Genomic DNA, 21,143 nt, shown 5'->3' with positions numbered 1-21,143 from the left:
CTTAGAGAATTCGCATGCAAACTTTTTTTATCGCGCCCACCGATTTTGGCGTGGGTCTGACCTCCATCAGCCTCGGGCTGGTGCGTACGCTGGAGCGAGCGGGCCTGAAAGTCGGCTTCTTCAAACCGATTGCGCAGCCGCACCCCGGCGACACCGGCCCTGAACGTTCCACCGAACTGGTGGCGCGCACACATGGCCTGAAACCACCGCAGCCGCTGGGCCTGGCCCACGTCGAGCGGATGCTTGGCGACGGTCAGCTCGATGAGTTGCTCGAAGAAATCATCACCCTGTATCAGCAAGCCGCCATCGGCAAAGACGTGCTGGTCGTCGAAGGCATGGTGCCGACCCGCAGCGCCAGCTACGCCGCGCGAGTCAACCTGCACCTGGCCAAGAGCCTCGATGCCGAGGTGATTCTGGTTTCGGCGCCGGAAAACGAAGTACTTGCCGAGCTGTCCGGTCGCGTCGAGTTGCAGGCGCAATTGTTCGGTGGGCCGAAAGACCCGAAAGTCCTCGGCGTGATCCTCAACAAGGTCAAGACCGACGAGAGCATGGACGCCTTCGCCACGCGTCTGAAAGAGCATTCGCCGTTGCTGCGCAGCGGTGATTTCCGTCTGCTTGGCTGCATTCCGTTCCAGCCTGAACTCAACGCACCACGCACCCGTGACGTCGCCGACCTGATGGGCGCGCAAGTGCTCAATGCCGGTGACTACGAAACCCGGCGCATGACCAAAATCATCATTTGCGCACGGACCATGCGCAACACCGTCGAGCTGCTCAAGCCCGGCGTGCTGGTGGTGACACCGGGTGATCGCGACGACATCATCCTCGCCGTCAGCCTGGCGGCGATCAACGGCGTGCCGCTGGCCGGTCTGCTGCTGACCAGCGACACCTTGCCTGATCCACGCATCATGGACTTGTGCCAAGGCGCGTTGCAGGCCGGTTTGCCGGTGTTGTCGGTGAGCACCGGCTCTTACGACACCGCCAACCTGCTCAACGGCCTGAACAAGGAAATCCCCATCGACGACCGCGAGCGTGCGGAAATCATCACTGATTTTGTCGCCAGCCATCTCGACGCCAAGTGGCTGCACCAGCGTTGCGGCACGCCACGGGAAATGCGCCTGTCGCCCGCCGTATTCCGCTATCAGTTGATTCAGCGCGCGCAGGCGGCGAACAAGCGCATCGTCCTGCCCGAAGGCAGCGAGCCGTTCACCGTGCAAGCGGCGGCGATCTGTCAGGAACGCGGGATTGCCCGTTGCGTGTTGCTGGCCAAACCTGCAGACGTCGAAGCGGTCGCTCGCGCCCAAGGCATCGTGCTGCCGCCGGGGCTGGAGATTCTCGATCCGGATTTGATCCGCGAGCGCTACGTCGAGCCGATGGTCGCCCTGCGCAAAACCAAAAGCCTCAATGCACCAATGGCCGAGCAGCAGCTGGAAGACACCGTGGTGATCGGCACCATGATGCTTGCACTGGATGAAGTCGACGGCCTGGTCTCGGGCGTGATCAACACCACCGCCAATACCATCCGCCCGGCCCTGCAGTTGATCAAGACTGCCCCGGGCTGCACGCTGGTGTCGTCGGTGTTCTTCATGCTCTTCCCGGAGGAAGTGCTGGTTTACGGTGACTGCGTGATGAATCCGCACCCGAGCGCCAGCGAACTGGCCGAGATCGCCCTGCAAAGCGCTGACTCGGCGGCGGCATTCGGCATCACTCCGCGTGTGGCGATGATCAGCTACTCCAGCGGCGAATCGGCCACCGGCGAAGAAGTCGAGAAAGTCCGCGAAGCCACCCTGCTCGCCCACGAACAACAGCATTCACTGCTGATCGACGGCCCGCTGCAATACGACGCTGCTGCCAACGCCGACGTGGCCCGGCAACTGGCGCCGAACAGTCAGGTGGCCGGCCGCGCCACGGTGTTTGTGTTCCCCGATCTGAACACCGGCAACACCACGCACAAAGCCGTGCAACGCAGCGCCGATTGCGTCAGCCTCGGGCCGATGCTGCAAGGCCTGCGCAAACCAGTGAATGACTTGCCGCGCGGCGCGCAGGTCGATGACATCGTCTACACCATCGCCCTCACCGCGATTCAAGCCGCCAACCGACCTATGGATGTGTAAATGCTGGATTTTCTACCTGCACCGTTGCGCGGCGTGATTGCCTCGCTGCTGTTGGCACTTAATACGATTCTGCTGTGCTCGTTTCTGTTCTGCGTGGCGCTGATCAAAGTGTTGCCGTTCGATTTCGCCCGGCGAGCTTCGCTCTGGCTGATGAGCCATACCCATGAAGCGTGGATCAGCAACAACAAGGGCTGGATGAACCTGGTGCGCCGCACGCGCTGGCACATCAGCGGTTTGCAAGGCCTCGACTATCAACACTCATATCTGATCACCAGCAACCACCAGAGCTGGGTCGATATTCTGGTGCTGCAATACGTGCTCAACCGCCGTATTCAGCCGCTGAAATTCTTCCTCAAACAGGAACTGATCTGGGTACCGGTGATCGGTCTGGCCTGGTGGGCGCTGGGCTTTCCGTTCATGAAACGCTACTCCAAGGCGTACCTGGCCAAGCACCCGGAGAAGAAAGGCAAAGACCTGGAAACCACCCGTAAGACTTGCGCGAAGTTTCGTAATAACCCGGTGGGAATTTTCAACTTCGTCGAAGGTACGCGGTTCACTGAAGGTAAGCATGCGCAGCAGCAGTCGCCGTTCAAATACCTGCTCAAGCCCAAGGCTGGCGGAATTGCGTTTGTGCTGGATGCGATGGGTGAACAGCTGGAGTCGATCGTCAACGTGACGATCCACTACCCGGCCGGGCGTCCCGGGTTCTGGGACCTGCTGTGCGGCAATGTGCGCGATGTACTGGTGCACTTTGAGGAGCTGAAGATTCCGCAGCAGTTCATTGGCAAGAATTACGATCAGGACGGCGAATATCGATTGCAGTTTCAGGGCTGGATCAATCAGCTGTGGCTGGACAAGGATGCGCTGCTGGAACAGATGCACCGCGAATATCCAGCGAATTAAAGATCAAAAGATCGCAGCCTTCGGCAGCTCCTACAGGGTGTACGCCGATCCAATGTAGGAGCTGCCGAAGGCTGCGATCTTTTGACACTCTCAAAGCGACAAAAAAGCCCGCCGATGATCACTCATCGGCGGGCTTTTTCTTGCAGCTTGAAGCTAGAAGCCAGTCGCTGCTTCAGTGCTTAGATCGCGCCACGCTTGCGCAGCAGATCCAGCACTTGCTTGACGCTCTCTTCCACACTCAGCGTCTGCGTGTCGATCACCAGATCGGCATTCAGCGGTACGTCGTACGGGAAGGATTCGCCCGGGATGTTGTCGCCAGCGGCGGCATACAGACCTTGCGGATCACGCTCGGCGCACACGGCCGGCGAGGCCTGTACGTAGACCGTCAGCAGACGATCCTTGCCGATCAGATCCTTGGCTTGCTCACGCCCTTCAGCGCTTGGCGCGACGAACGAGGCCAAGGTCAGCAGACCCGCTTCGTTGAACTGACGCGCGACGTGCGCGGCACGACGCCAATTCTCGGTGCGACCGGCGCGATCCTGTGGCAGGCCTTTGTTCAGGTCCTGACGCAGGTTCTGGCCATCCAGCACAAACACCGCACGGCCCATGTCGAACAGCTTGCGCTCGACCGCGTAAGCCAGCGTGCTCTTGCCCGCGCCCGACAGGCCGCTGAACAGCACAGTGGCCGGTTGCTGACCGAAGCGCTGAGCGCGTTCTTCAGTGGCAACATGCGCCAGTTTGCCGTGATGGGTGGCGGTACCGTGGGTCACTGGCTGCGCGACGATCATGCCGGCGCCAACGGTACCGTTGGTCAAACGGTCGATGATGATGAACGCGCCGGTGGTGCGGTTGCTTTCGTAACCGTCGAGGGCGATCGGCGCGTCGAGCGCGATCTTCACCTTGCCGATTTCGTTGAGCTGCAACGCGCTCGCCGGGCCTTCTTCGAGGGTGTTGACGTCGACCTTGTTGACGATGCTGGCGATCGAGCCCGGCACGTAACTGGTGGCGCGTTTGATGTCGTATTTCTTGCCAGGCAGCATCGGCTCTTCAGCCATCCACACCAGCATCGCTTCGAAGCTGTCGGTGACCGGCGGCACGTTGTCGGCATGCACCAGCAGGTCGCCACGGGAGATGTCGATTTCGTCTTCCATGGTCAACGTTACCGCCTGACCTGGACCTGCGTGCTCCAGCTCACCTTCGAAGGTAACGATGGATTTCACGCGGCTACTCTTGCCCGACGGCAGCACCACGACTTCGTCGCCCTTGTGCACGATGCCGCTGGCCAGGGTGCCGGCGAAACCACGGAAGTTCAGGTTCGGACGGTTGACGTACTGCACCGGGAAACGCAGATCGGTGAAGTTGCGGTCGCCCGCGACTTCCACGGTCTCGAGGATTTCCATCAGCGACTGGCCGGTGTACCACGGCGAGCGCTCGGACTTGTTCACCACGTTGTCGCCCTTGAGGGCAGACATCGGCACGAAGTGCATGCTGGTCGGCTTCATCTTCAAGCCTTCGGCGAACTTCAGGTAGTCAGCCTTGATCGACTCGAACACGCCTTCATCGAAGTCCTTCAAGTCCATCTTGTTGATGGCGACGACGATGTGTTTGATCCCCAGCAGGGAGGCGATGAAGCTGTGGCGACGGGTCTGGGTCTGCACGCCGTAACGCGCGTCGACCAAAATGATCGCCAGGTCACAGGTGGAGGCACCGGTGGCCATGTTGCGGGTGTACTGCTCATGGCCGGGCGTGTCGGCGATGATGAATTTGCGTTTGGCGGTGGAGAAATAGCGGTAGGCGACATCGATGGTGATGCCCTGCTCACGCTCGGCCTGCAGGCCGTCAACCAGCAACGCCAGGTCGATGTCATCACCGGTGGTGCCGACTTTCTTCGAATCGCGGGTAATCGCTTCGAGGTGATCTTCGTAGATCATCTTCGAGTCGTGCAGCAGGCGCCCGATCAGGGTGCTCTTGCCGTCATCGACGTTACCGCAGGTCAAAAAGCGCAGCAGTTCCTTACGTTCGTGCTGGCCCAGGTAGGCGAGGATGTCCTCGCTGATCAAATCAGATACGTGCGACATGACAGCCCCTTAGAAATAGCCTTGACGTTTTTTATCTTCCATCGAGCCGGCGCCATCGTGGTCGATGACTCGGCCCTGGCGCTCGGAAGTTCGCGTCAGGAGCATTTCTTGAATGATGTCCGTGAGGCTTTCGGCCTCGGACTCCACGGCGCCCGTCAACGGGTAGCAGCCAAGGGTGCGGAAACGCACTTTCTTTTTGACGATGCGCGCTTTGTCTTCATCGGACAGGTGCTCGAGGATGCGCTCGTCGTCGATCATGATCAGCGTGCCGTTCTTCTCGATCACTTCGCGTTCGGCGGCGAAGTACAACGGCACAATCGGGATGCCTTCGAGGTAGATGTACTGCCAGATGTCCAGTTCGGTCCAGTTCGACAGCGGGAATACGCGGATCGATTCGCCCTTGTTGACCTTGCCGTTGTAGACGTTCCACAGCTCGGGACGCTGATTTTTCGGGTCCCAGCGGTGCTTGCTGTCGCGGAACGAGTACACGCGCTCTTTGGCACGGGATTTCTCTTCATCGCGACGGGCGCCGCCGAAGGCTGCGTCGAAACCATGCTTGTCGAGTGCCTGTTTCAGGCCTTCGGTTTTCATGATGTCGGTGTGCTTGGCACTGCCGTGGGTGAACGGGTTGATGTTCTGCGCCACGCCATCGGGGTTGATGTGGGTGATCAGGTCCAGGCCCAGTTCTTCGACCATCTTGTCGCGGAACTTGTACATCTCCTGGAATTTCCAGCGGGTGTCGACGTGCATCACCGGAAACGGCAGTTTGCCCGGAAAGAACGCCTTGCGTGCCAGGTGCAGCATCACGGCGGAGTCTTTACCGATGGAGTACAGCATCACCGGGTTATCGAACTCGGCGGCCACCTCGCGGATGATGTGGATGCTTTCCGCCTCCAGCTGTTTCAGATGCGTCAGTTTGTCGACCATGGCTACTCACGAAAACTTTCTTATGAACGGCCAGCGGGCCGTGTTCGAGCGGGGAATCCTAGCACAGCGGCCTCTTCTAATCAGGACGCCAACTAGATCGAAAGGGTATATGAATATGCCCACTCGTTTGGGCGCCGCCCCCTGTAGGCGCTGCCGAAGGCTGCGATCTTTTTGATCTGGTCTGTTAAAAAACAAGATCAAAAGATCGCAGCCTTCGGCAGCTCCTACACACGGAACGGCGTGAAATCAGATCGGGTTGGGGCAGTCGATGAAGATGTGTTCGACGGCAAAGCGTTTTGCCAGGTAGTCGCCCAGCGCCTGTACGCCATAGCGCTCGGTGGCGTGGTGGCCGGCGGCAATGAAGCTGATGTCGTTCTCGCGGGCACTGTGGAAGGTCTGTTCGGAAGCCTCACCGCTCAGATAGAGATCGACGCCTGCGGCGACGGCTTGATCGATATAGCCCTGACCGCCGCCGGTGCACCAGCCGACCCGGCGGATCATCGGATTACCTTCAATCAGCAACGGTTCGCGGCCCATGACTTCTTGCACCTTGCGGGCGAAATCGCGCGCGGTCATCGGCTCTTTCAAAGACCCGACCAGACCAACGATTTTAAGATTATCCGGATCCAGCGGGCCTTCAACAGTGATGTCCAATTGCCGAGCAAGCTGCACGTTATTGCCGACATCAGGATGCAAATCCAGCGGCAAGTGGTAAGCGAGCAGACTGATGTCGTGCTTGAGCAAGGTCTTCAGTCGACGCTGCTTCATGCCAGTGATGCAAGGGTTCTCGCCCTTCCAGAAGTAACCGTGGTGCACCAGCACCAGATCGGCCCCGGCCTCGACGGCGGCATCCAGCAAGGCCTGACTGGCCGTGACGCCACTGACGATGCGCATCACTTGCGGACGGCCCTCAACCTGCAATCCATTCGGGCAATAATCGGCAATTTTCGCACTGCCGAGGTAACGGTCGGCTTCTTCGACGAGGGTGCTGAGGGCAACGGCCATGAAAGACTCCTAAATATCCCGTTCAGAGGCGCGCGCGGCCTCGTATAATGCGCGACATTATGGGCGGTCTGACCCCGCCTGCAACTCTTCCAGGACGTGCTTAATGCTCAAGGCGCTGCGTTTTATGGGCTGGCCACTGTTGGCCGGCGTGCTTATCGCTCTGTTGATTATTCAGCGTTACCCGCAGTGGGTCGGGCTGCCGAGCCTCGACGTCAACCTGCAACAGGCCCCGCAAACCACCAGCGTGCAGCAGGGGCCGGTGTCCTATGCCGATGCGGTAACTATCGCAGCGCCCTCGGTGGTCAATCTGTACACCACCAAAGTCATCAACAAACCGGCGCATCCGCTGTTTGAAGATCCGCAGTTCCGCCGCTTCTTTGGTGATAACTCGCCAAAGCAGAAACGCATGGAATCGAGCCTCGGCTCCGGCGTGATCATGAGCCCGGAAGGCTACATCCTCACCAACAACCACGTGACCAGCGGCGCCGATCAGATTGTGGTCGCCCTGAAGGACGGCCGTGAAACTCTCGCCCGCGTGATCGGCAGTGATCCGGAAACCGACCTCGCGGTGTTGAAGATCGACCTGAAAACCCTGCCGGCGATCACGGTCGGCCGTTCCGACAACATCCGCATCGGCGACGTCGCGCTGGCCATCGGTAACCCGTTTGGCGTCGGCCAGACCGTGACCATGGGCATCATCAGCGCCACCGGGCGTAATCAGTTGGGCCTGAACAACTACGAAGACTTTATCCAGACCGACGCGGCGATCAACCCGGGCAACTCCGGCGGCGCACTGGTCGATGCCAACGGCAACCTCACCGGCATCAACACGGCGATTTTCTCCAAGTCCGGCGGCTCGCAAGGCATTGGCTTTGCGATCCCGGTGAAACTGGCGATGGAAGTGATGAAGTCGATCATTGAGCACGGTCAGGTGATTCGTGGCTGGCTGGGGATTGAAGTGCAACCGCTGACGCAGGAACTGGCCGAGTCGTTCGGTTTGTCCGGGCGCCCGGGGATTGTCGTCGCGGGGATCTTCCGCGATGGCCCGGCGCAGAAGGCAGGCCTGCAGTTGGGTGACGTGATTCTGAGTATCGATGGCGAGCCGGCCGGCGATGGTCGCCGTTCGATGAACCAGGTCGCGCGGATCAAGCCGACCGACAAAGTGACGATTCAGGTGATGCGCAACGGCAAAGAGATCAAGCTCACCGCTGAAATCGGCCTGCGTCCGCCACCGGCACCGGTGAAAGAAAAAGAAGAATAAAACTTTGCTCGCGCGGAATGCGCGGATAAAAGACATTCTCAACAGGCATGTTATATTGTTTCAATTCTAAGAATTGGAACAACATAACATGTCGTCTCGAACAAAGGTTTCCCTGCTCGGCCTGAGCCTCGGCTTGCTGGTCGATCCCGCCTTCGCCGAAGAACCCGAACCGATTGAACTCGACGCCATCAGCGTCATTTCCGACTATGAATCGCCGACCGGACCGGTCAAGGGATACCGCGCTACGCGCTCATCCAGCGCGACCAAGACCGACACCGCGATCCGCGATATCCCGCAGGCGATCAGCGTGGTGCCCGCCAGCGTGCTCAAGGATCTGGGCAGCACCAGTGTCGAGCGCGCACTGGATTTTGCCGGCGGTGTATCGAAGCAGAACAACTTCGGTGGCCTGACGCTATACGAATACAGCGTGCGCGGCTTCACCACTTCGGAGTTCTACAAGGACGGTTTCAGCGCCAATCGCGGTTATCCGAGCACACCCGACGCGGCCAGCATCGAGCGCATCGAAGTGCTCAAAGGCCCCGCCGCCAGTCTGTATGGCCGAGGCGATCCCGGCGGCACGGTAAACATCGTCACCAAGAAACCGCAGCCCGAAGCGTTCACCACCCTGCAAACCAGCGCCGGCAGTTGGGACCGTTATCGCACCGCACTGGACGTCAACACGCCGCTGGATGATCAGGGTGATGTGCTGTCGCGGATCAATCTCGCGGTCGAAGATAACAATAGCTTTCGCGATCACGTCGACAGCAAACGCGTGTTCGTTGCGCCCTCGATCAGTTGGCAATTGAACCCGGACACGTCGCTATTGGTGGAAAGCGAAATCGTCCGTCACAGCTCGACGTTCGATCGCGGCATCGTCGCGCCCAACAACAAATGGAGCGGTGTTTCGCGTTCGACTTTCCTCGGCGAACCCAATGACGGCAACATCGACAATCACAACAATCTTCTTCAAGCCACGCTGGAGCATCATCTCAACGACAGCTGGAAACTGCGCCTGGCCAGCCACTACAAGGAAGGCAAACTCTGGGGCGACGCCTCGGAACAACGGGCGCTGAACGCCGACGGCCACACAGTCAACCGTCGCTTGCGCGAACGCGATACAAGTTGGCACGACAGCATCACCCAACTGGAATTGCGCGGTCTGTTCGACCTCGGTCCTTGGCAGCATGAACTGCTGATCGGCACCGAGTATGAAAACTTCCGCAAGAACGAACGCGTCACCACCATTGCCGGCGGCCCTTACGCCATCGACATCTATAAGCCGATCTACGGCCAGCCAAAACCCAATGGCGCACGCTCGGGCACTGACTTCTTCGAACAGGTCGAAAGTCATGCGCTGAACCTGCAGGATCAGATCATCTTCACCGACAAATTGCGCGGAATGATCGGCGCACGTTTCGAACATTTCGACCAGCACATCGACGATCACAGCCGTAACGCCAAGACCAGTCAGCGCCATGACGCCCTCACCCAGCGCGCCGGCCTGCTCTATCAACTGACGCCGAACACCGGCCTGTTCGTCAACGCCTCGACCTCGTTCAAACCGAACAATGGCCTAGATGCCTCCGGCAAATCCTTCGATCCGGAAGAAGGCGTCGGTTACGAAGTCGGGATCAAGAACGAGCTGTTTGACGAGCGCCTGAGCAGCACCCTCGCCTTCTTCCACATCGACAAGGAAAACGTCCTCGCCCTCGACCCGGCCAGCGACACCAGCCGCGCGATGGGCAAGGCGCGCAGTCGCGGCTTCGATCTGCAAATCACCGGGCAAGTGACTGACGCAGTGCGGGTGATCGGCGCGTTCGCTTACATCGACGCCGAAGTGACCCAGGGTGACGCGGCAATTCCCACCGGCAGCCGCATCCTCGGCGTGGCCAAGCGCAGCGGCAGCCTGCTCGGGGTTTACGAGTTTCAGGATGGCCATTTGCGCGGCTCGGACGTCGGCGCAGCGTTTACCTATGTCGGCGACCGCTCGGGAGAGTCCGGCAGCGACTTCGAACTTCCGGCGTATCACACCGTCGACCTGCTCGCGCATTACAAGGCCAGCGACAAGGTCACCGTCGGCCTCAATCTGAACAACCTTTTCGACGAAAAGTATTACGAGCGCTCCTACAGCAACTACTGGGTCAACCCCGGCGAGCCGCGCAACTTCACCGTCAGCCTGACACTCAATCTGTAAAAGGACGTCACCATGCAATACGGCAAAACCCTTGTGCTCATCGCCGCGCTGTTCGCAGGCGAAGTCTCGGCTCATGGCCTATGGACCGAAGAGCGTCGCGGCAATATCGAAGTGGTCTATGGTCACGGCGCTGAGGACAACGCGTTCAAAGCGCAGAAGATCAGCGGCGCCTGGGCTTACGACGTTGCCGGCAAGATGATTCCGGTGAGCGTCGAGCGCCTGGCGGATCATGCTCGCCTGGAACCTTTGAAGTCGCCGGCGGTGATGGCCGTGGCATTGAACAATGGCATGTGGTCGCAAACGGCCGACAAGAAGTGGGTCAACGAAGGCCGCAGCAAAGTGCCGGGCGCTGTCGGGGCAACGGAGACGTTCAAGTACAGCCTGGCGATTTATCAGCCGGGGGCGAAGTTGCCGAAACTCGATCAGATCAAACTGCTGATTCTGCCGGAGGTTGATCCGCTGACGGTTGGGCCGGGCAAGTCATTACCGGTGCGGGTGTTGCTCGATGGCAAACCGGCGGCTGGGGTGAAGTTGATTGGTGATTACCGCAGCGCGCCGAACACATTGAGCACCGAGACTGACAAGGATGGTCGGGCGCAGGTGTTGGTGAGGAATGAAGGGTTGAATGTGATTGCGGCGCAGGTTGAGGTGCCGGTGAAGGACAGTGTGGATGTGGATAGTCGTGGGTTGTTCAGTTCGCTAACATTCCTTGGCGAACCGCATCACGAATAAAAGCACACCCTCACCCAGCCCTCTCCCAGAGGGAGAGGGAGCCGACCGATGTGCAGGGCGTCATGCATCGACCTGGAAGACCGAGTCGATTATGGATTCGGTAAAGCAGCATCAGGTCGGTGCAGTTCAACAGCATCCCCCATTCAGTCCCCTCTCCCTCCGGGAGAGGGCTAGGGTGAGGGGCTCTTGCTTTTATAGATCGCCAAGCCCATCGATCAGCGCCTGATTCTGCTCCGGCGTGCCAATCGAAATCCGCAGGAACTGCGCAATCCGCTCCTGCTTGAAGTGCCGCACAATCACACCCTGCTCGCGCAATTTAGCCGCCAGCCCCGCCGCATCATGCTGCGGGTGCCGGGCGAAGATGAAGTTGGCCGCCGACGGCAGTACTTCAAAACCCTTGGCCTGCAACTGTGCAATCACCCACTCACGGCTCTCGATCACCAGACGGCAAGTCTTGCCGAAATGCTCGCGATCTTCGAACGCCGCTGCCGCACCGACAATCGCCAGACGATCCAACGGATAGGAGTTGAAGCTATTCTTGATCCGCTCCAGTGCCTCGATCAGGTCCGGATGCCCCACCGCAAAGCCCACACGCAAACCCGCCAGCGAACGCGACTTGGACAGGGTTTGCGTCACCAGCAGGTTCGGATAACGGTCCACCAGACTGATCGCGGTTTCGCCGCCGAAGTCGATATAGGCCTCGTCTACGACCACCACCGAATCCGGGCTGGCCTTGAGGATTTGCTCGACCGCGTCCAGCGCCAGCAGGCATCCGGTGGGCGCGTTCGGGTTAGGGAAGATGATCCCGCCATTCGGCTTGGCATAGTCTGCCGGGTCGATCTGGAACTGCGCATCCAGCGGGACCGCATCAAACTCGATGCCGTACAAACCGCAATACACCGGATAGAAGCTGTAGCTGATGTCGGGGAACAACAGCGGCTTATCGTGTTGCAGCAAGCCGTGAAAAATGTGCGCGAGCACTTCATCCGAACCGTTGCCGAGGAACACCTGATTGCTCTGCACACCGTAATACTGGGCGACGGCGGTTTTCAGCAGGTCGCTGTTCGGGTCCGGGTACAGACGCAGGTTGTCATTCAGTTCGGTCTGCATCGCTGCCAAGGCTTTTGGCGACGGGCCGTACGGGTTTTCATTGGTGTTGAGCTTGACCAGTTTGGTCAGCTTCGGTTGTTCGCCCGGCACGTAGGGCACCAGATCCTTGACGAACGGGCTCCAGAATTTACTCATCGCTCAGTTCCCCTGCCCTTTTAGAAAGTCTTCGTCTTTGATGCGGTATTCGGCACTGCGTGCGTGGGCGCTCAGCGATTCTCCACGGGCCAATACCGATGCCGTTTTACCCAGCTCGGAAGCGCCGGCCTCGGAGCAGAAAATGATCGACGAACGCTTCTGGAAGTCATACACACCCAGCGGCGAGGAGAAGCGCGCGGTGCCGGAGGTCGGCAGCACGTGGTTCGGGCCAGCGCAGTAGTCGCCCAGCGCTTCGGAGGTGTGACGGCCCATGAAGATCGCGCCAGCATGGCGGATCTGCGGCAGCCAGGCCTGTGGGTCGGCAACCGACAGCTCCAGGTGTTCCGGGGCGATGCGGTTGGCGACTTCAATCGCTTGCGCCATGTCCTTCACGTGAATCAGCGCACCGCGGCCATTGATCGAGGTTTCGATGATGGTCGCGCGGTCCATGGTCGGCAGCAGTTTATCGATGCTCGCGGCGACCTTGTCGAGGAACTCGGCGTCCGGGCTGACCAGAATCGCCTGGGCGTCTTCGTCGTGCTCGGCTTGCGAGAACAGGTCCATGGCGATCCAGTCCGGATCGGTCTGGCCGTCGCAGACCACGAGAATTTCCGAAGGGCCGGCGATCATGTCGATGCCGACCTGACCGAATACGTGACGCTTGGCCGTGGCGACATAGATGTTGCCCGGGCCAACGACTTTGTCGACTTGCGGCACGCTTTCGGTGCCATAGGCCAGCGCCGCAACGGCTTGCGCGCCGCCGATGGTGAACACCCGGTCGACGCCGGCGATGCACGCAGCCGCCAGCACCAGCTCATTGATTTCACCGCGTGGCGTCGGCACCACCATGACCACTTCGGTCACGCCGGCGACCTTGGCCGGAATCGCGTTCATCAATACCGACGACGGATACGACGCCTTGCCCCCCGGCACGTACAAACCGGCGCGATCCAGCGGCGTGACCTTCTGGCCCAATACCGTGCCGTCAGCTTCGGTGTAGCTCCAGGAATCCTGCTTCTGTTTTTCGTGGTAGCTGCGCACACGAGCGGCGGCTTTTTCCAGTGCTTCGCGCTGTGCCACGGTGATGCGCGTCAGCGCCAGTTCCAGGCGCTCACGCGGCAGAATCAGATCGGCCATCGAAGCGACTTCGAGGCCGTCGAACTTCTGGGTGAACTCGACCAGCGCCGCGTCACCGCGTTCGCGCACAGCCTTGATGATGTCCAGCACGCGCTGATTGACCGAGTCGTCAGACACACTTTCCCAGCTCAGCAGATGATCCAGATGATGCGCGAAATCCGGGTCAGCAGCGTTGAGTCGGCGAATTGCAGTCGGTGCGGTCATAGCGAGAGCCTCATAGGAATGGCAAAAACTCAGGCGCCCGAAACTATCATTCGATCCGCTTGGGCACCTGAGAATTCTGGCTATGAGGCGGATAGACGGCGCGACTTGGGGTCGCGCAGGTAAATCAGCCGCGGTGTCGCGATTCCACTGCGTTGCGCAGGGTATCGATCAACGCCTGGATTCGGGCGTGTTGCATTTTCATCGAAGCCTTGTTGACCACCAGGCGCGAGCTGATCGTGGCGATCAGTTCCTGAGGTTCCAGGCCGTTGGCGCGCAGGGTGTTGCCGGTGTCGACCACGTCGATGATCTTGTCAGCGAGACCGATCAGCGGTGCCAGCTCCATCGAGCCGTACAGCTTGATGATGTCGACCTGACGGCCCTGCTCGGCGTAGTAGCGCTTGGCGACGTTGACGAACTTGGTCGCCACGCGCAGACGGCCCTTGGGCTCAGGCGCGCCGATCTTGCCGGCGGTCATCAGCTTGCACTGGGCGATCTGCAGATCCAGTGGCTCGTAGAGGCCCTGGCCGGTGTATTCCATCAACACGTCTTTACCGGCAACGCCGAGGTCAGCCGCGCCATGCTCGACGTAAGTCGGCACATCGGTGGCACGCACGATCAGCAGACGAACGTCGTCTTGCGTCGTGGGGATGATCAGCTTGCGGCTCTTGTCCGGATTCTCGGTCGGCACGATGCCCGCTTCGGCGAGAAGCGGCAGGGTGTCGTCAAGGATGCGGCCCTTGGACAGTGCGATGGTCAACATGGGAAACGTCAGTCCTTATCAAGGTACTCATGTCCGGTCGCAATCGGCGGCGGACACACATCGAGCCGGAAACCGGCTCGACTCTTAAAATCAGTGGACACGTCCCTGTGTCCCAATCCAGCAATCAGCCCGGAACGCGACGGATCTTGGCGCCCAGCATCTGCAGTTTTTCTTCGATGCACTCGTAACCACGGTCGATGTGGTAGATGCGGTCGATCAGCGTGTCACCTTCGGCAACCAGTGCCGAGATCACCAGGCTGGCCGAAGCACGCAGGTCGGTGGCCATTACTGGCGCGCCCTTGAGGACTTCAGTACCGGTAACGATGGCAGTGTTGCCTTCGACCTGAATCTTGGCGCCCATGCGGTGCAACTCGTACACGTGCATGAAACGGTTTTCGAAGATCGTCTCGATTACCGCACCGGTGCCTTCGGCAATGGCGTTGAGCGAGATGAACTGCGCCTGCATGTCGGTCGGGAATGCAGGGTACGGCGCGGTGCGCACGTTGACTGCTTTCGGACGCTTGCCGTGCATGTTCAGCTCGATCCAGTCTTCACCGCAGGTGATTTCTGCGCCGGCTTCACGGAGTTTTTCCAGAACGGCTTCGAGGATGGTCGGATCGGTGTCCTTGACCTTGACGCGGCCGCCGGTCACAGCGGCAGCGACCAGGTAGGTACCGGTTTCGATACGGTCAGGCATGACTTTATAGAAAGCCGAACCCAGACGCTCGACGCCATCGATGGTGATGGTGTCGGTACCGGCGCCGGAAACCTTGGCGCCCATGGCGTTGAGGAAGTTCGCCAGGTCAACCACTTCTGGTTCACGGGCGGCGTTCTGCAACACGCTGCGGCCCTTGGCCAGAGCGGCGGCCATCATGATGTTCTCGGTACCGGTCACACTGACGGTGTCGAAGAAGAAGTGCGCACCGCGCAGGCCACCTTCAGGGGCCTTGGCCTTGATGTAGCCGCCTTCGACGTCGATGACCGCGCCCATGGCTTCGAGGCCACGGATGTGCAGGTCGACCGGACGCGAACCGATGGCGCAACCGCCAGGCAGTGCCACTTCGGCTTCACCGAAACGGGCTACCATCGGGCCCAATACCAGGATCGAGGCACGCATGGTTTTCACCAGTTCGTACGGCGCGATCAGGGTCTTGATGGTGCGCGGGTCGATTTCGACGCTGAGCTTCTCGTCGATCACCGGCTCAATGCCCATGCGACCGAACAGCTCGATCATGGTGGTGATGTCGTGCAGGTGCGGCAGGTTGCCAACGGTCACCGGGCCATCGCACAGCAGGGTGGCAGCCAGGATCGGCAGGGCAGAGTTTTTTGCGCCGGAAATGCGGATCTCGCCATCAAGACGAGCGCCACCGGTAATAATCAATTTATCCATAAGAATCTCGACGCCCTTAGGCTCAGGTGCGCTCGGCCCAGGCCGCGCTGCTGAAAAATTTCATAGTGACCGCATGGATGCTGCCATCGGTGATCCATGGGTTCAAATGGGCATAGATCTGCTGCTGACGCTTCACCGGGCTCAACGCCGCCAGTTCATCGCTAATCACGTTCAGCTGGAAATTGCAGCCTTCGCCCTCAACTTCTACCAACGTTCCGGGCAGCTTTCCTTCAAGGAAGCTCTTCACTTCTACGGCCTGCATGCTCAACCTCAATCGGCGCCCTGTGCGCACGGGTCGGACATCATACAAAAAAGCCCCGCGCCTGCGAACCCCGCATGGCAGGACTCTGACGGGGGGCTTCTTTATAGATGTGGGTTCAGGGGTGCGCCAACAGTTCGGTCAGTTCACTGACCTGAGCAATTTCGCGCATGTCTTCGGGCATCGCACGGATGCTAACAGCCTTGCCGGCCGCATTCGCATCGCGCATGAAGCACAGCAGCAACGACAAACCGACGCTGCTGGACTTCTTCACCGCCGAGCAATCGATCACCAGCGAAGCAGCCTTGCTGGACTTGATCAGCGCCTGGCCTTCCTTGCGCAGGTCGGCACCGGTGCGATAGTCCAGCACGCCACTGAGCAGAAGCTCGTCGACATCACTCATACGAACTGCGGCCTCATTCATTGCGCGGGGTTCTTTTCGGTGGCTTCCTTGGCCTTGGCCACTTCCCCGGCCCAACCATTGATGGTCTTGTCCAGATCGTTGCCATTGCGCTGCATCGCGTCGGCGAACTGATCACGGAACAGCTTGCCGATGTTGATGCCGTTGATGATCACGTTGCGCAGTTTCCACTCGCCGTTGATCTTCTCGAGCGTGTACTGCACAGGATAGATCGCGCCGCTGCTGCCCTTGACGGTCATGTTGACGCTGGTGCGATCGCCCGATTCGTCCTTGGCAGGATCAACGGTAATGCCCTGATTGTTGTACTCAAGCAAGGCGTTACCGTAGAACTGAAACAGGCCTTTCTTGAAGTTTTCCTGAAAGGTCTGCATCTGCGCCGGAGTGGCCTTGCGCGAATACTTGACCGTCATGATGCTTTTGGAAATGCCTTCGGCATCCACTACCGGCCCGACGATGGTGTTGAGCGCCGCGTAGAAATCAGTCGGATCCTGCTTGTATTTCTCTTTGTTGGCAGCCAGGTCGGCCAGCAACCGGGTGGTCGTGTCCTGAACCAGATCATGTGCCGAAGTCGCAGCAGCCACGGCGTTACCCATCAACGGCAAGGCCGCCAACAGCACCAACAGGCTGCGTCGCAAGATAGAGATCATTCAAAAGCTCCTCATTTGGCGTCTTTGCTAACGGTATTGAGCAGGAATTTACCGATCAGGTCTTCCAGTACCAGTGACGACTGGGTGTCGTGGATGGTTCCGCCATCCTTCAGCGGCTTGTCTTCACCACCTACGCTGATACCGATGTACTTCTCGCCCAGCAGACCAGCGGTCAGGATAGACGCTGTGGAGTCGGTCGGCAGGTTGTCGACCTTTTTATCCACTTGCAGGGTGACCCGACCGGTGAAGCTGTCGCGATCCAGATCGATTGCCGTTACCTTGCCGATGGTCACACCGGCCATGGTCACTTTGGCTCTGACCGTCAAACCGGCGATATTGTCAAAGTAGGCATACAGTTTATAGGTGTCGGTGGTCGACGTCGGAGACAGACCACTGACCCGCAAAGCAAGCAGCAACAAAGCCAGGATCCCTGCCAGCAGGAACAGGCCGACACCGATTTCCAGGGTGCGGTTTTGCATCAGAAATCTCCAAACATCAAAGCGGTCAGAATAAAGTCCAGGCCGAGCACTGCCAGCGAGGCAAACACCACGGTCTTGGTGGTGGCACGGCTGATCCCCTCGGAAGTGGGCTCACAGTCGTAGCCTTGGAATACGGCGATCCAGGTCACTACAAAGGCGAAAACAATACTTTTGATCACGCCATTGAGCACGTCACTGGTGAAATTCACGCTGTTCTGCATGTTTGCCCAATAAGAGCCTTCATACACACCCAGCCAGTCGACAGCCACCCACGAACCGCCCCAGATGCCCACCACGCTGAAAATCATCGCCAGCACTGGCAGAGAAATGAAGCCGGCCCACAGGCGCGGGGCAATGATGTACTTGAGCGGATCGACGCCGATCATTTCCAGGCTGGAAAGCTGTTCGGTGGACTTCATGTTGCCGATCTCTGCCGTCAACGCCGAACCGGCACGACCGGCGAACAACAGCGCTGTCACCACCGGGCCGAGCTCACGCAACAGGGTCAGCGCAACCATCTGCCCCACGGCCTGTTCCGAACCGTAGCTCGACAGAATGCTGAAGCCCTGCAGCGCCAGCACCATGCCGATGAAGATCCCGGAAACGACGATGATCACCAGCGACATCACGCCGACTGAATGCAGTTGCTTGACCAGAAGGCTGAAGCCACCGCTGATCCCGCCACGCCCCAGCAAGGCATGAAACAGAAACAGCGTCGCACGACCGAACACCGCGACGGCGTCGATCGCCGCCTCGCCGAACCGGCGCACGCGTTCTATTAATGAAATTCTGCGCATCAGCGCTTCCCCAGAAGATCTGCGCGGTAATCCGTCGCTGGAAAATGGTACGGCACCGGGCCATCGGGATCGCCGGTCATGAACTGGCGGATCCGCGGCTCGTCCGAGTTCATCAACTCGTCCGGCGTACCCTGACCCAGCACCTGACCATCACCGACGACATAGATATAGTCAGCGATGCTCGCGGTTTCAGCCAGATCGTGGGACACCACGATACTGGTGATCCCCAGAGCATCATTGAGCAGACGGATCAGACGGACCAACACGCCCATGGCGATCGGATCCTGCCCGACGAACGGTTCGTCGTACATGAGGATCTGCGGATCGAGCGCAATCGCCCGCGCCAGTGCGACACGGCGCTTCATGCCACCCGACAGCTCATCCGGCATCAATTCGATGGCACCGCGCAGACCGACCGCCTGCAATTTGAGCAGGACGATGTCGCGGATCATTTCTTCCGGCAAATCGGTATGAACACGCAGTGGGAAAGCGACGTTCTCGAACACATCGAGATCGGTGAACAGCGCGCCGCTTTGAAACAGCACACCCATGTGCTTTCGCGCATCGAACAGATCGCTGCGCGAAAGCGCAGGCAGGTTCTGGCCGTTGACCCAGACTTCGCCGCTGGCAGGGCGCAATTGTGCACCCATCAATCGCAGCAGCGTGGTCTTGCCACACCCGGAAGGTCCCATGATGCCGGTGACCTTGCCGCGCGGGATGCGAATATCGACGTTATTGAAAATGCTGCGCGCACCGCGCTTGAAGGAGACTCCCTTCAGCTCGACCGCGTAGGCGTTATCGGCACTCATCTAAACTCCTTGCGATGCAGCCTCTCACTCGGACGCCTGTCTTTACTTAAAAAGCACGTACATCCCGGGCAGGCCGAACTGGCGGCGAACTATATCACTGCAAAGGCTAAGCGCCCAAGGCTTGTACCAGCCTGTGTTCGGCGATATGACAGGTGCGCAGGCTCTTTTGCCGGCTTTTGGTAACGAGGAATGACAAAGCACGACGAACTTGCGTGAGCCTTTGCAACATAACCGCTATAATCGCCGCCTTTTCATCGGGCTATACGATTTCTGACATGAGCCAATCCAGCGACCTGATTCAATCGGCACAACGCACCATCCAACTCGAAGTGGAAGCCGTACAAGGCTTGCTGCCCCATATCGACGCCGATTTCGTACGTGCTTGCGAGATGATTCTGGCCAGTAAAGGCCGTGTGGTCGTGGTTGGCATGGGCAAATCCGGGCACATCGGCAACAAGATTGCCGCGACCCTGGCCAGCACCGGCACCCCTGCATTTTTCGTGCACCCGGCCGAGGCCAGTCATGGCGACATGGGCATGATCACCCGCGACGACGTGATCCTGGCCCTGTCGAATTCCGGCTCGACCAATGAAATCGTGACTTTGCTGCCATTGATCAAACGTCTGGGCATCCAGTTGATCAGCGTCACCGGCAACCCGCAATCGCCGCTGGCCAAGGCGGCCGAAGTCAATCTCAACGTTCACGTCGAACACGAAGCCTGCCCGCTGAACCTGGCACCGACCTCGTCGACGACCGCAGCACTGGTCATGGGCGATGCGCTGGCCGTGGCACTGCTGGAAGCACGCGGCTTCACCGCCGAAGATTTCGCTTTCTCGCACCCGGGTGGCGCCCTCGGCCGTCGCCTGCTGCTGAAAGTGGAAAACGTCATGCACGCCGGACAAGAGTTGCCGCAAGTCCAACGCGGCACGCTGCTCAAAGACGCATTGATGGAAATGACCCGTAAAGGTCTGGGCATGACCGTTATCCTTGAAACGGACGGTAAACTCGCCGGGATCTTCACCGACGGCGACTTGCGCCGCACGCTGGATCGCAGCATCGACATCCGCAGCGCCACCATCGACCAGGTAATGACGGCCCACGGCAAGACTGCCCGCCCGGAAATGCTGGCCGCCGAAGCCCTGAAAATCATGGAAGATCACCGAATCAACGCATTGGTAGTCGTAGACGAGGAAGATCGCCCGGTCGGCGCCTTTAACCTCTCCGATCTGCTGCGCGCAGGAGTCATGTAATGAGCAACGATCTGCTGCAACGCGGCAAAGCGATCAAACTGGCGGTTTTCGACGTCGACGGCGTTCTCACCGACGGTCGCCTGTACTTCCTTGAAGACGGCAGCGAGTTCAAGACCTTCAACACCCTCGACGGTCAAGGCATCAAAATGCTGATGAACGCCGGCGTGCAGACCGCTATCATCAGCGGCCGCAAGACACCCGTCGTTGAACGTCGAGCGAAAAACCTGGGGATTCCCCACCTGTTTCAGGGCCGCGAAGACAAATTGGTTGTTCTCGACGGTCTGCTTGAGCAACTGGGCCTAAGCTATGAAGAAGTCGCTTACCTCGGTGACGATCTGCCCGATCTGCCGGTGATTCGCCGTGTTGGTCTGGGCATGGCCGTAGCCAACGCCGCCGATTTCGTCCGCGAACACGCCCATGGCGTAACCCGCGCCCGTGGTGGCGAAGGGGCCGCCCGCGAATTCTGCGAATTGATCCTGCGCGCCCAGGGCCGCCTCGATGCGGCCAACGCCGCGTACCTGTGAGCCAAAC

Annotated in this window: 20 protein-coding genes; 7 read left to right on the top strand and 13 right to left on the bottom strand. The window is 59.5% G+C overall.

All coding sequences use genetic code 11. From position 1 onward, the window contains the following. Window positions 1–14: 14 nt before the first annotated feature. Both pta and ACZZ0A_RS01045 read left to right on the top strand, forming a co-directional pair. Entirely contained in the window at window positions 15–2,114 is a 2,100-nt protein-coding gene (gene pta, locus ACZZ0A_RS01050; RefSeq protein WP_007912369.1) for a phosphate acetyltransferase, read from the top strand. After that, entirely contained in the window at window positions 2,115–3,017 is a 903-nt protein-coding gene (locus ACZZ0A_RS01045; RefSeq protein WP_463542404.1) for an acyltransferase, read from the top strand. A 179-nt stretch (window positions 3,018–3,196) separates the two neighbouring features. Here ACZZ0A_RS01045 and cysN read toward each other — a convergent pair whose 3' ends face one another. From cysN to ACZZ0A_RS01030, 3 genes are all read right to left on the bottom strand, one after another. Then, window positions 3,197–5,095, bottom strand: coding sequence for a sulfate adenylyltransferase subunit CysN (cysN, locus tag ACZZ0A_RS01040; protein ID WP_095112669.1), 1,899 nt, complete (start codon window positions 5,093–5,095; stop codon window positions 3,197–3,199). A 9-nt stretch (window positions 5,096–5,104) separates the two neighbouring features. Continuing rightward, on the bottom strand, window positions 5,105–6,022 hold the full coding sequence (gene cysD, locus ACZZ0A_RS01035; RefSeq protein WP_007912374.1) for a sulfate adenylyltransferase subunit CysD: 918 nt from the start codon (window positions 6,020–6,022) through the stop codon (window positions 5,105–5,107). Window positions 6,023–6,268: 246 nt separating this feature from the next. Next, on the bottom strand, window positions 6,269–7,027 hold the full coding sequence (locus ACZZ0A_RS01030) for a Nif3-like dinuclear metal center hexameric protein (protein ID WP_095112670.1): 759 nt from the start codon (window positions 7,025–7,027) through the stop codon (window positions 6,269–6,271). A 103-nt stretch (window positions 7,028–7,130) separates the two neighbouring features. Between ACZZ0A_RS01030 and algW the strand changes: the two genes are divergently transcribed. The 3 genes from algW to ACZZ0A_RS01015 all read left to right on the top strand — a co-directional run bounded on the left by algW (window position 7,131) and on the right by ACZZ0A_RS01015 (window position 11,214). Next, window positions 7,131–8,288, top strand: a complete 1,158-nt coding sequence (gene algW / locus ACZZ0A_RS01025) for a Do family serine endopeptidase AlgW (RefSeq protein WP_007912377.1) — start codon at window positions 7,131–7,133, stop codon at window positions 8,286–8,288. An 88-nt stretch (window positions 8,289–8,376) separates the two neighbouring features. Beyond that, a complete protein-coding gene (locus ACZZ0A_RS01020; protein ID WP_463542403.1) occupies window positions 8,377–10,482 on the top strand; it encodes a TonB-dependent siderophore receptor in 2,106 nt (701 codons plus the stop codon). 12 nt (window positions 10,483–10,494) lie between these two features. Then, window positions 10,495–11,214, top strand: coding sequence for a DUF4198 domain-containing protein (locus ACZZ0A_RS01015; RefSeq protein ID WP_463542402.1), 720 nt, complete (start codon window positions 10,495–10,497; stop codon window positions 11,212–11,214). 192 nt (window positions 11,215–11,406) lie between these two features. Here ACZZ0A_RS01015 and hisC read toward each other — a convergent pair whose 3' ends face one another. From hisC to ACZZ0A_RS00965, 10 genes are all read right to left on the bottom strand, one after another. Further along, on the bottom strand, window positions 11,407–12,459 hold the full coding sequence (hisC, locus tag ACZZ0A_RS01010) for a histidinol-phosphate transaminase (RefSeq protein ID WP_414916142.1): 1,053 nt from the start codon (window positions 12,457–12,459) through the stop codon (window positions 11,407–11,409). Between the two features lie 3 nt (window positions 12,460–12,462). Continuing rightward, window positions 12,463–13,800, bottom strand: a complete 1,338-nt coding sequence (hisD, locus tag ACZZ0A_RS01005) for a histidinol dehydrogenase (RefSeq protein WP_007912383.1) — start codon at window positions 13,798–13,800, stop codon at window positions 12,463–12,465. Between the two features lie 124 nt (window positions 13,801–13,924). Beyond that, complete coding sequence (gene hisG, locus ACZZ0A_RS01000) at window positions 13,925–14,560, bottom strand: ATP phosphoribosyltransferase (protein ID WP_007912384.1); 636 nt, start codon at window positions 14,558–14,560, stop codon at window positions 13,925–13,927. 124 nt (window positions 14,561–14,684) lie between these two features. After that, window positions 14,685–15,950 (bottom strand): UDP-N-acetylglucosamine 1-carboxyvinyltransferase, encoded by a 1,266-nt coding sequence (gene murA / locus ACZZ0A_RS00995; RefSeq protein WP_007912385.1) that lies wholly within the window; start codon window positions 15,948–15,950, stop codon window positions 14,685–14,687. Window positions 15,951–15,972: 22 nt separating this feature from the next. Next, window positions 15,973–16,212 (bottom strand): BolA family protein, encoded by a 240-nt coding sequence (locus ACZZ0A_RS00990; RefSeq protein ID WP_007912386.1) that lies wholly within the window; start codon window positions 16,210–16,212, stop codon window positions 15,973–15,975. Between the two features lie 115 nt (window positions 16,213–16,327). Then, window positions 16,328–16,633, bottom strand: a complete 306-nt coding sequence (locus ACZZ0A_RS00985) for an STAS domain-containing protein (protein WP_042704933.1) — start codon at window positions 16,631–16,633, stop codon at window positions 16,328–16,330. Further along, complete coding sequence (locus ACZZ0A_RS00980; RefSeq protein WP_038357539.1) at window positions 16,630–17,277, bottom strand: MlaC/ttg2D family ABC transporter substrate-binding protein; 648 nt, start codon at window positions 17,275–17,277, stop codon at window positions 16,630–16,632. The genes ACZZ0A_RS00985 and ACZZ0A_RS00980 overlap by 4 nt, the downstream gene beginning before the upstream one ends. A gap of 11 nt (window positions 17,278–17,288) precedes the next feature. Further along, entirely contained in the window at window positions 17,289–17,756 is a 468-nt protein-coding gene (gene mlaD / locus ACZZ0A_RS00975) for an outer membrane lipid asymmetry maintenance protein MlaD (RefSeq protein WP_007912400.1), read from the bottom strand. Continuing rightward, window positions 17,756–18,553 (bottom strand): lipid asymmetry maintenance ABC transporter permease subunit MlaE, encoded by a 798-nt coding sequence (gene mlaE, locus ACZZ0A_RS00970; protein WP_007912402.1) that lies wholly within the window; start codon window positions 18,551–18,553, stop codon window positions 17,756–17,758. Before mlaE ends, mlaD begins: the two co-directional genes overlap by 1 nt. Then, the gene (locus ACZZ0A_RS00965) at window positions 18,553–19,362 is read right to left on the bottom strand and encodes an ATP-binding cassette domain-containing protein (RefSeq protein WP_007912403.1); all 810 of its coding nucleotides are present in this window, start codon (window positions 19,360–19,362) and stop codon (window positions 18,553–18,555) included. The genes mlaE and ACZZ0A_RS00965 overlap by 1 nt, the downstream gene beginning before the upstream one ends. Before the next feature lie 275 nt (window positions 19,363–19,637). On the opposite strand from ACZZ0A_RS00965, the gene ACZZ0A_RS00960 reads away from it, so the two are divergent. Together ACZZ0A_RS00960 and ACZZ0A_RS00955 are read left to right on the top strand one after the other, a co-directional pair. Next, the gene (locus tag ACZZ0A_RS00960) at window positions 19,638–20,612 is read left to right on the top strand and encodes a KpsF/GutQ family sugar-phosphate isomerase (RefSeq protein WP_007912405.1); all 975 of its coding nucleotides are present in this window, start codon (window positions 19,638–19,640) and stop codon (window positions 20,610–20,612) included. Then, complete coding sequence (locus tag ACZZ0A_RS00955; RefSeq protein WP_007912407.1) at window positions 20,612–21,136, top strand: KdsC family phosphatase; 525 nt, start codon at window positions 20,612–20,614, stop codon at window positions 21,134–21,136. The genes ACZZ0A_RS00960 and ACZZ0A_RS00955 overlap by 1 nt, the downstream gene beginning before the upstream one ends. The last annotated feature ends 7 nt before the right edge of the window (window positions 21,137–21,143 follow it).

It is taken from the genome of Pseudomonas sp. AC242, assembly GCF_979258655.1.
The sequence above is the reverse complement of the archived record's forward strand: the minus strand, read 5'-3'. Positions and strand labels throughout refer to the sequence as shown.

Coding starts and splice junctions, on each gene's coding strand:
- ACZZ0A_RS00985 (WP_042704933.1), bottom strand. CDS start 16,633: ATGAATGAGGCCGCAGTTCGTATGAGTGATGTCGACGAGCTTCTGCTC.
- ACZZ0A_RS00960 (WP_007912405.1), top strand. CDS start 19,638: ATGAGCCAATCCAGCGACCTGATTCAATCGGCACAACGCACCATCCAA.
- ACZZ0A_RS00990 (WP_007912386.1), bottom strand. CDS start 16,212: ATGCAGGCCGTAGAAGTGAAGAGCTTCCTTGAAGGAAAGCTGCCCGGA.
- algW (WP_007912377.1), top strand. CDS start 7,131: ATGCTCAAGGCGCTGCGTTTTATGGGCTGGCCACTGTTGGCCGGCGTG.
- mlaD (WP_007912400.1), bottom strand. CDS start 17,756: ATGCAAAACCGCACCCTGGAAATCGGTGTCGGCCTGTTCCTGCTGGCA.
- ACZZ0A_RS00965 (WP_007912403.1), bottom strand. CDS start 19,362: ATGAGTGCCGATAACGCCTACGCGGTCGAGCTGAAGGGAGTCTCCTTC.
- ACZZ0A_RS01020 (WP_463542403.1), top strand. CDS start 8,377: ATGTCGTCTCGAACAAAGGTTTCCCTGCTCGGCCTGAGCCTCGGCTTG.
- ACZZ0A_RS00955 (WP_007912407.1), top strand. CDS start 20,612: ATGAGCAACGATCTGCTGCAACGCGGCAAAGCGATCAAACTGGCGGTT.
- mlaE (WP_007912402.1), bottom strand. CDS start 18,553: ATGCGCAGAATTTCATTAATAGAACGCGTGCGCCGGTTCGGCGAGGCG.
- ACZZ0A_RS00980 (WP_038357539.1), bottom strand. CDS start 17,277: ATGATCTCTATCTTGCGACGCAGCCTGTTGGTGCTGTTGGCGGCCTTG.
- ACZZ0A_RS01045 (WP_463542404.1), top strand. CDS start 2,115: ATGCTGGATTTTCTACCTGCACCGTTGCGCGGCGTGATTGCCTCGCTG.
- murA (WP_007912385.1), bottom strand. CDS start 15,950: ATGGATAAATTGATTATTACCGGTGGCGCTCGTCTTGATGGCGAGATC.
- ACZZ0A_RS01015 (WP_463542402.1), top strand. CDS start 10,495: ATGCAATACGGCAAAACCCTTGTGCTCATCGCCGCGCTGTTCGCAGGC.
- hisD (WP_007912383.1), bottom strand. CDS start 13,800: ATGACCGCACCGACTGCAATTCGCCGACTCAACGCTGCTGACCCGGAT.
- cysD (WP_007912374.1), bottom strand. CDS start 6,022: ATGGTCGACAAACTGACGCATCTGAAACAGCTGGAGGCGGAAAGCATC.
- cysN (WP_095112669.1), bottom strand. CDS start 5,095: ATGTCGCACGTATCTGATTTGATCAGCGAGGACATCCTCGCCTACCTG.
- hisC (WP_414916142.1), bottom strand. CDS start 12,459: ATGAGTAAATTCTGGAGCCCGTTCGTCAAGGATCTGGTGCCCTACGTG.
- pta (WP_007912369.1), top strand. CDS start 15: ATGCAAACTTTTTTTATCGCGCCCACCGATTTTGGCGTGGGTCTGACC.
- ACZZ0A_RS01030 (WP_095112670.1), bottom strand. CDS start 7,027: ATGGCCGTTGCCCTCAGCACCCTCGTCGAAGAAGCCGACCGTTACCTC.
- hisG (WP_007912384.1), bottom strand. CDS start 14,560: ATGTTGACCATCGCACTGTCCAAGGGCCGCATCCTTGACGACACCCTG.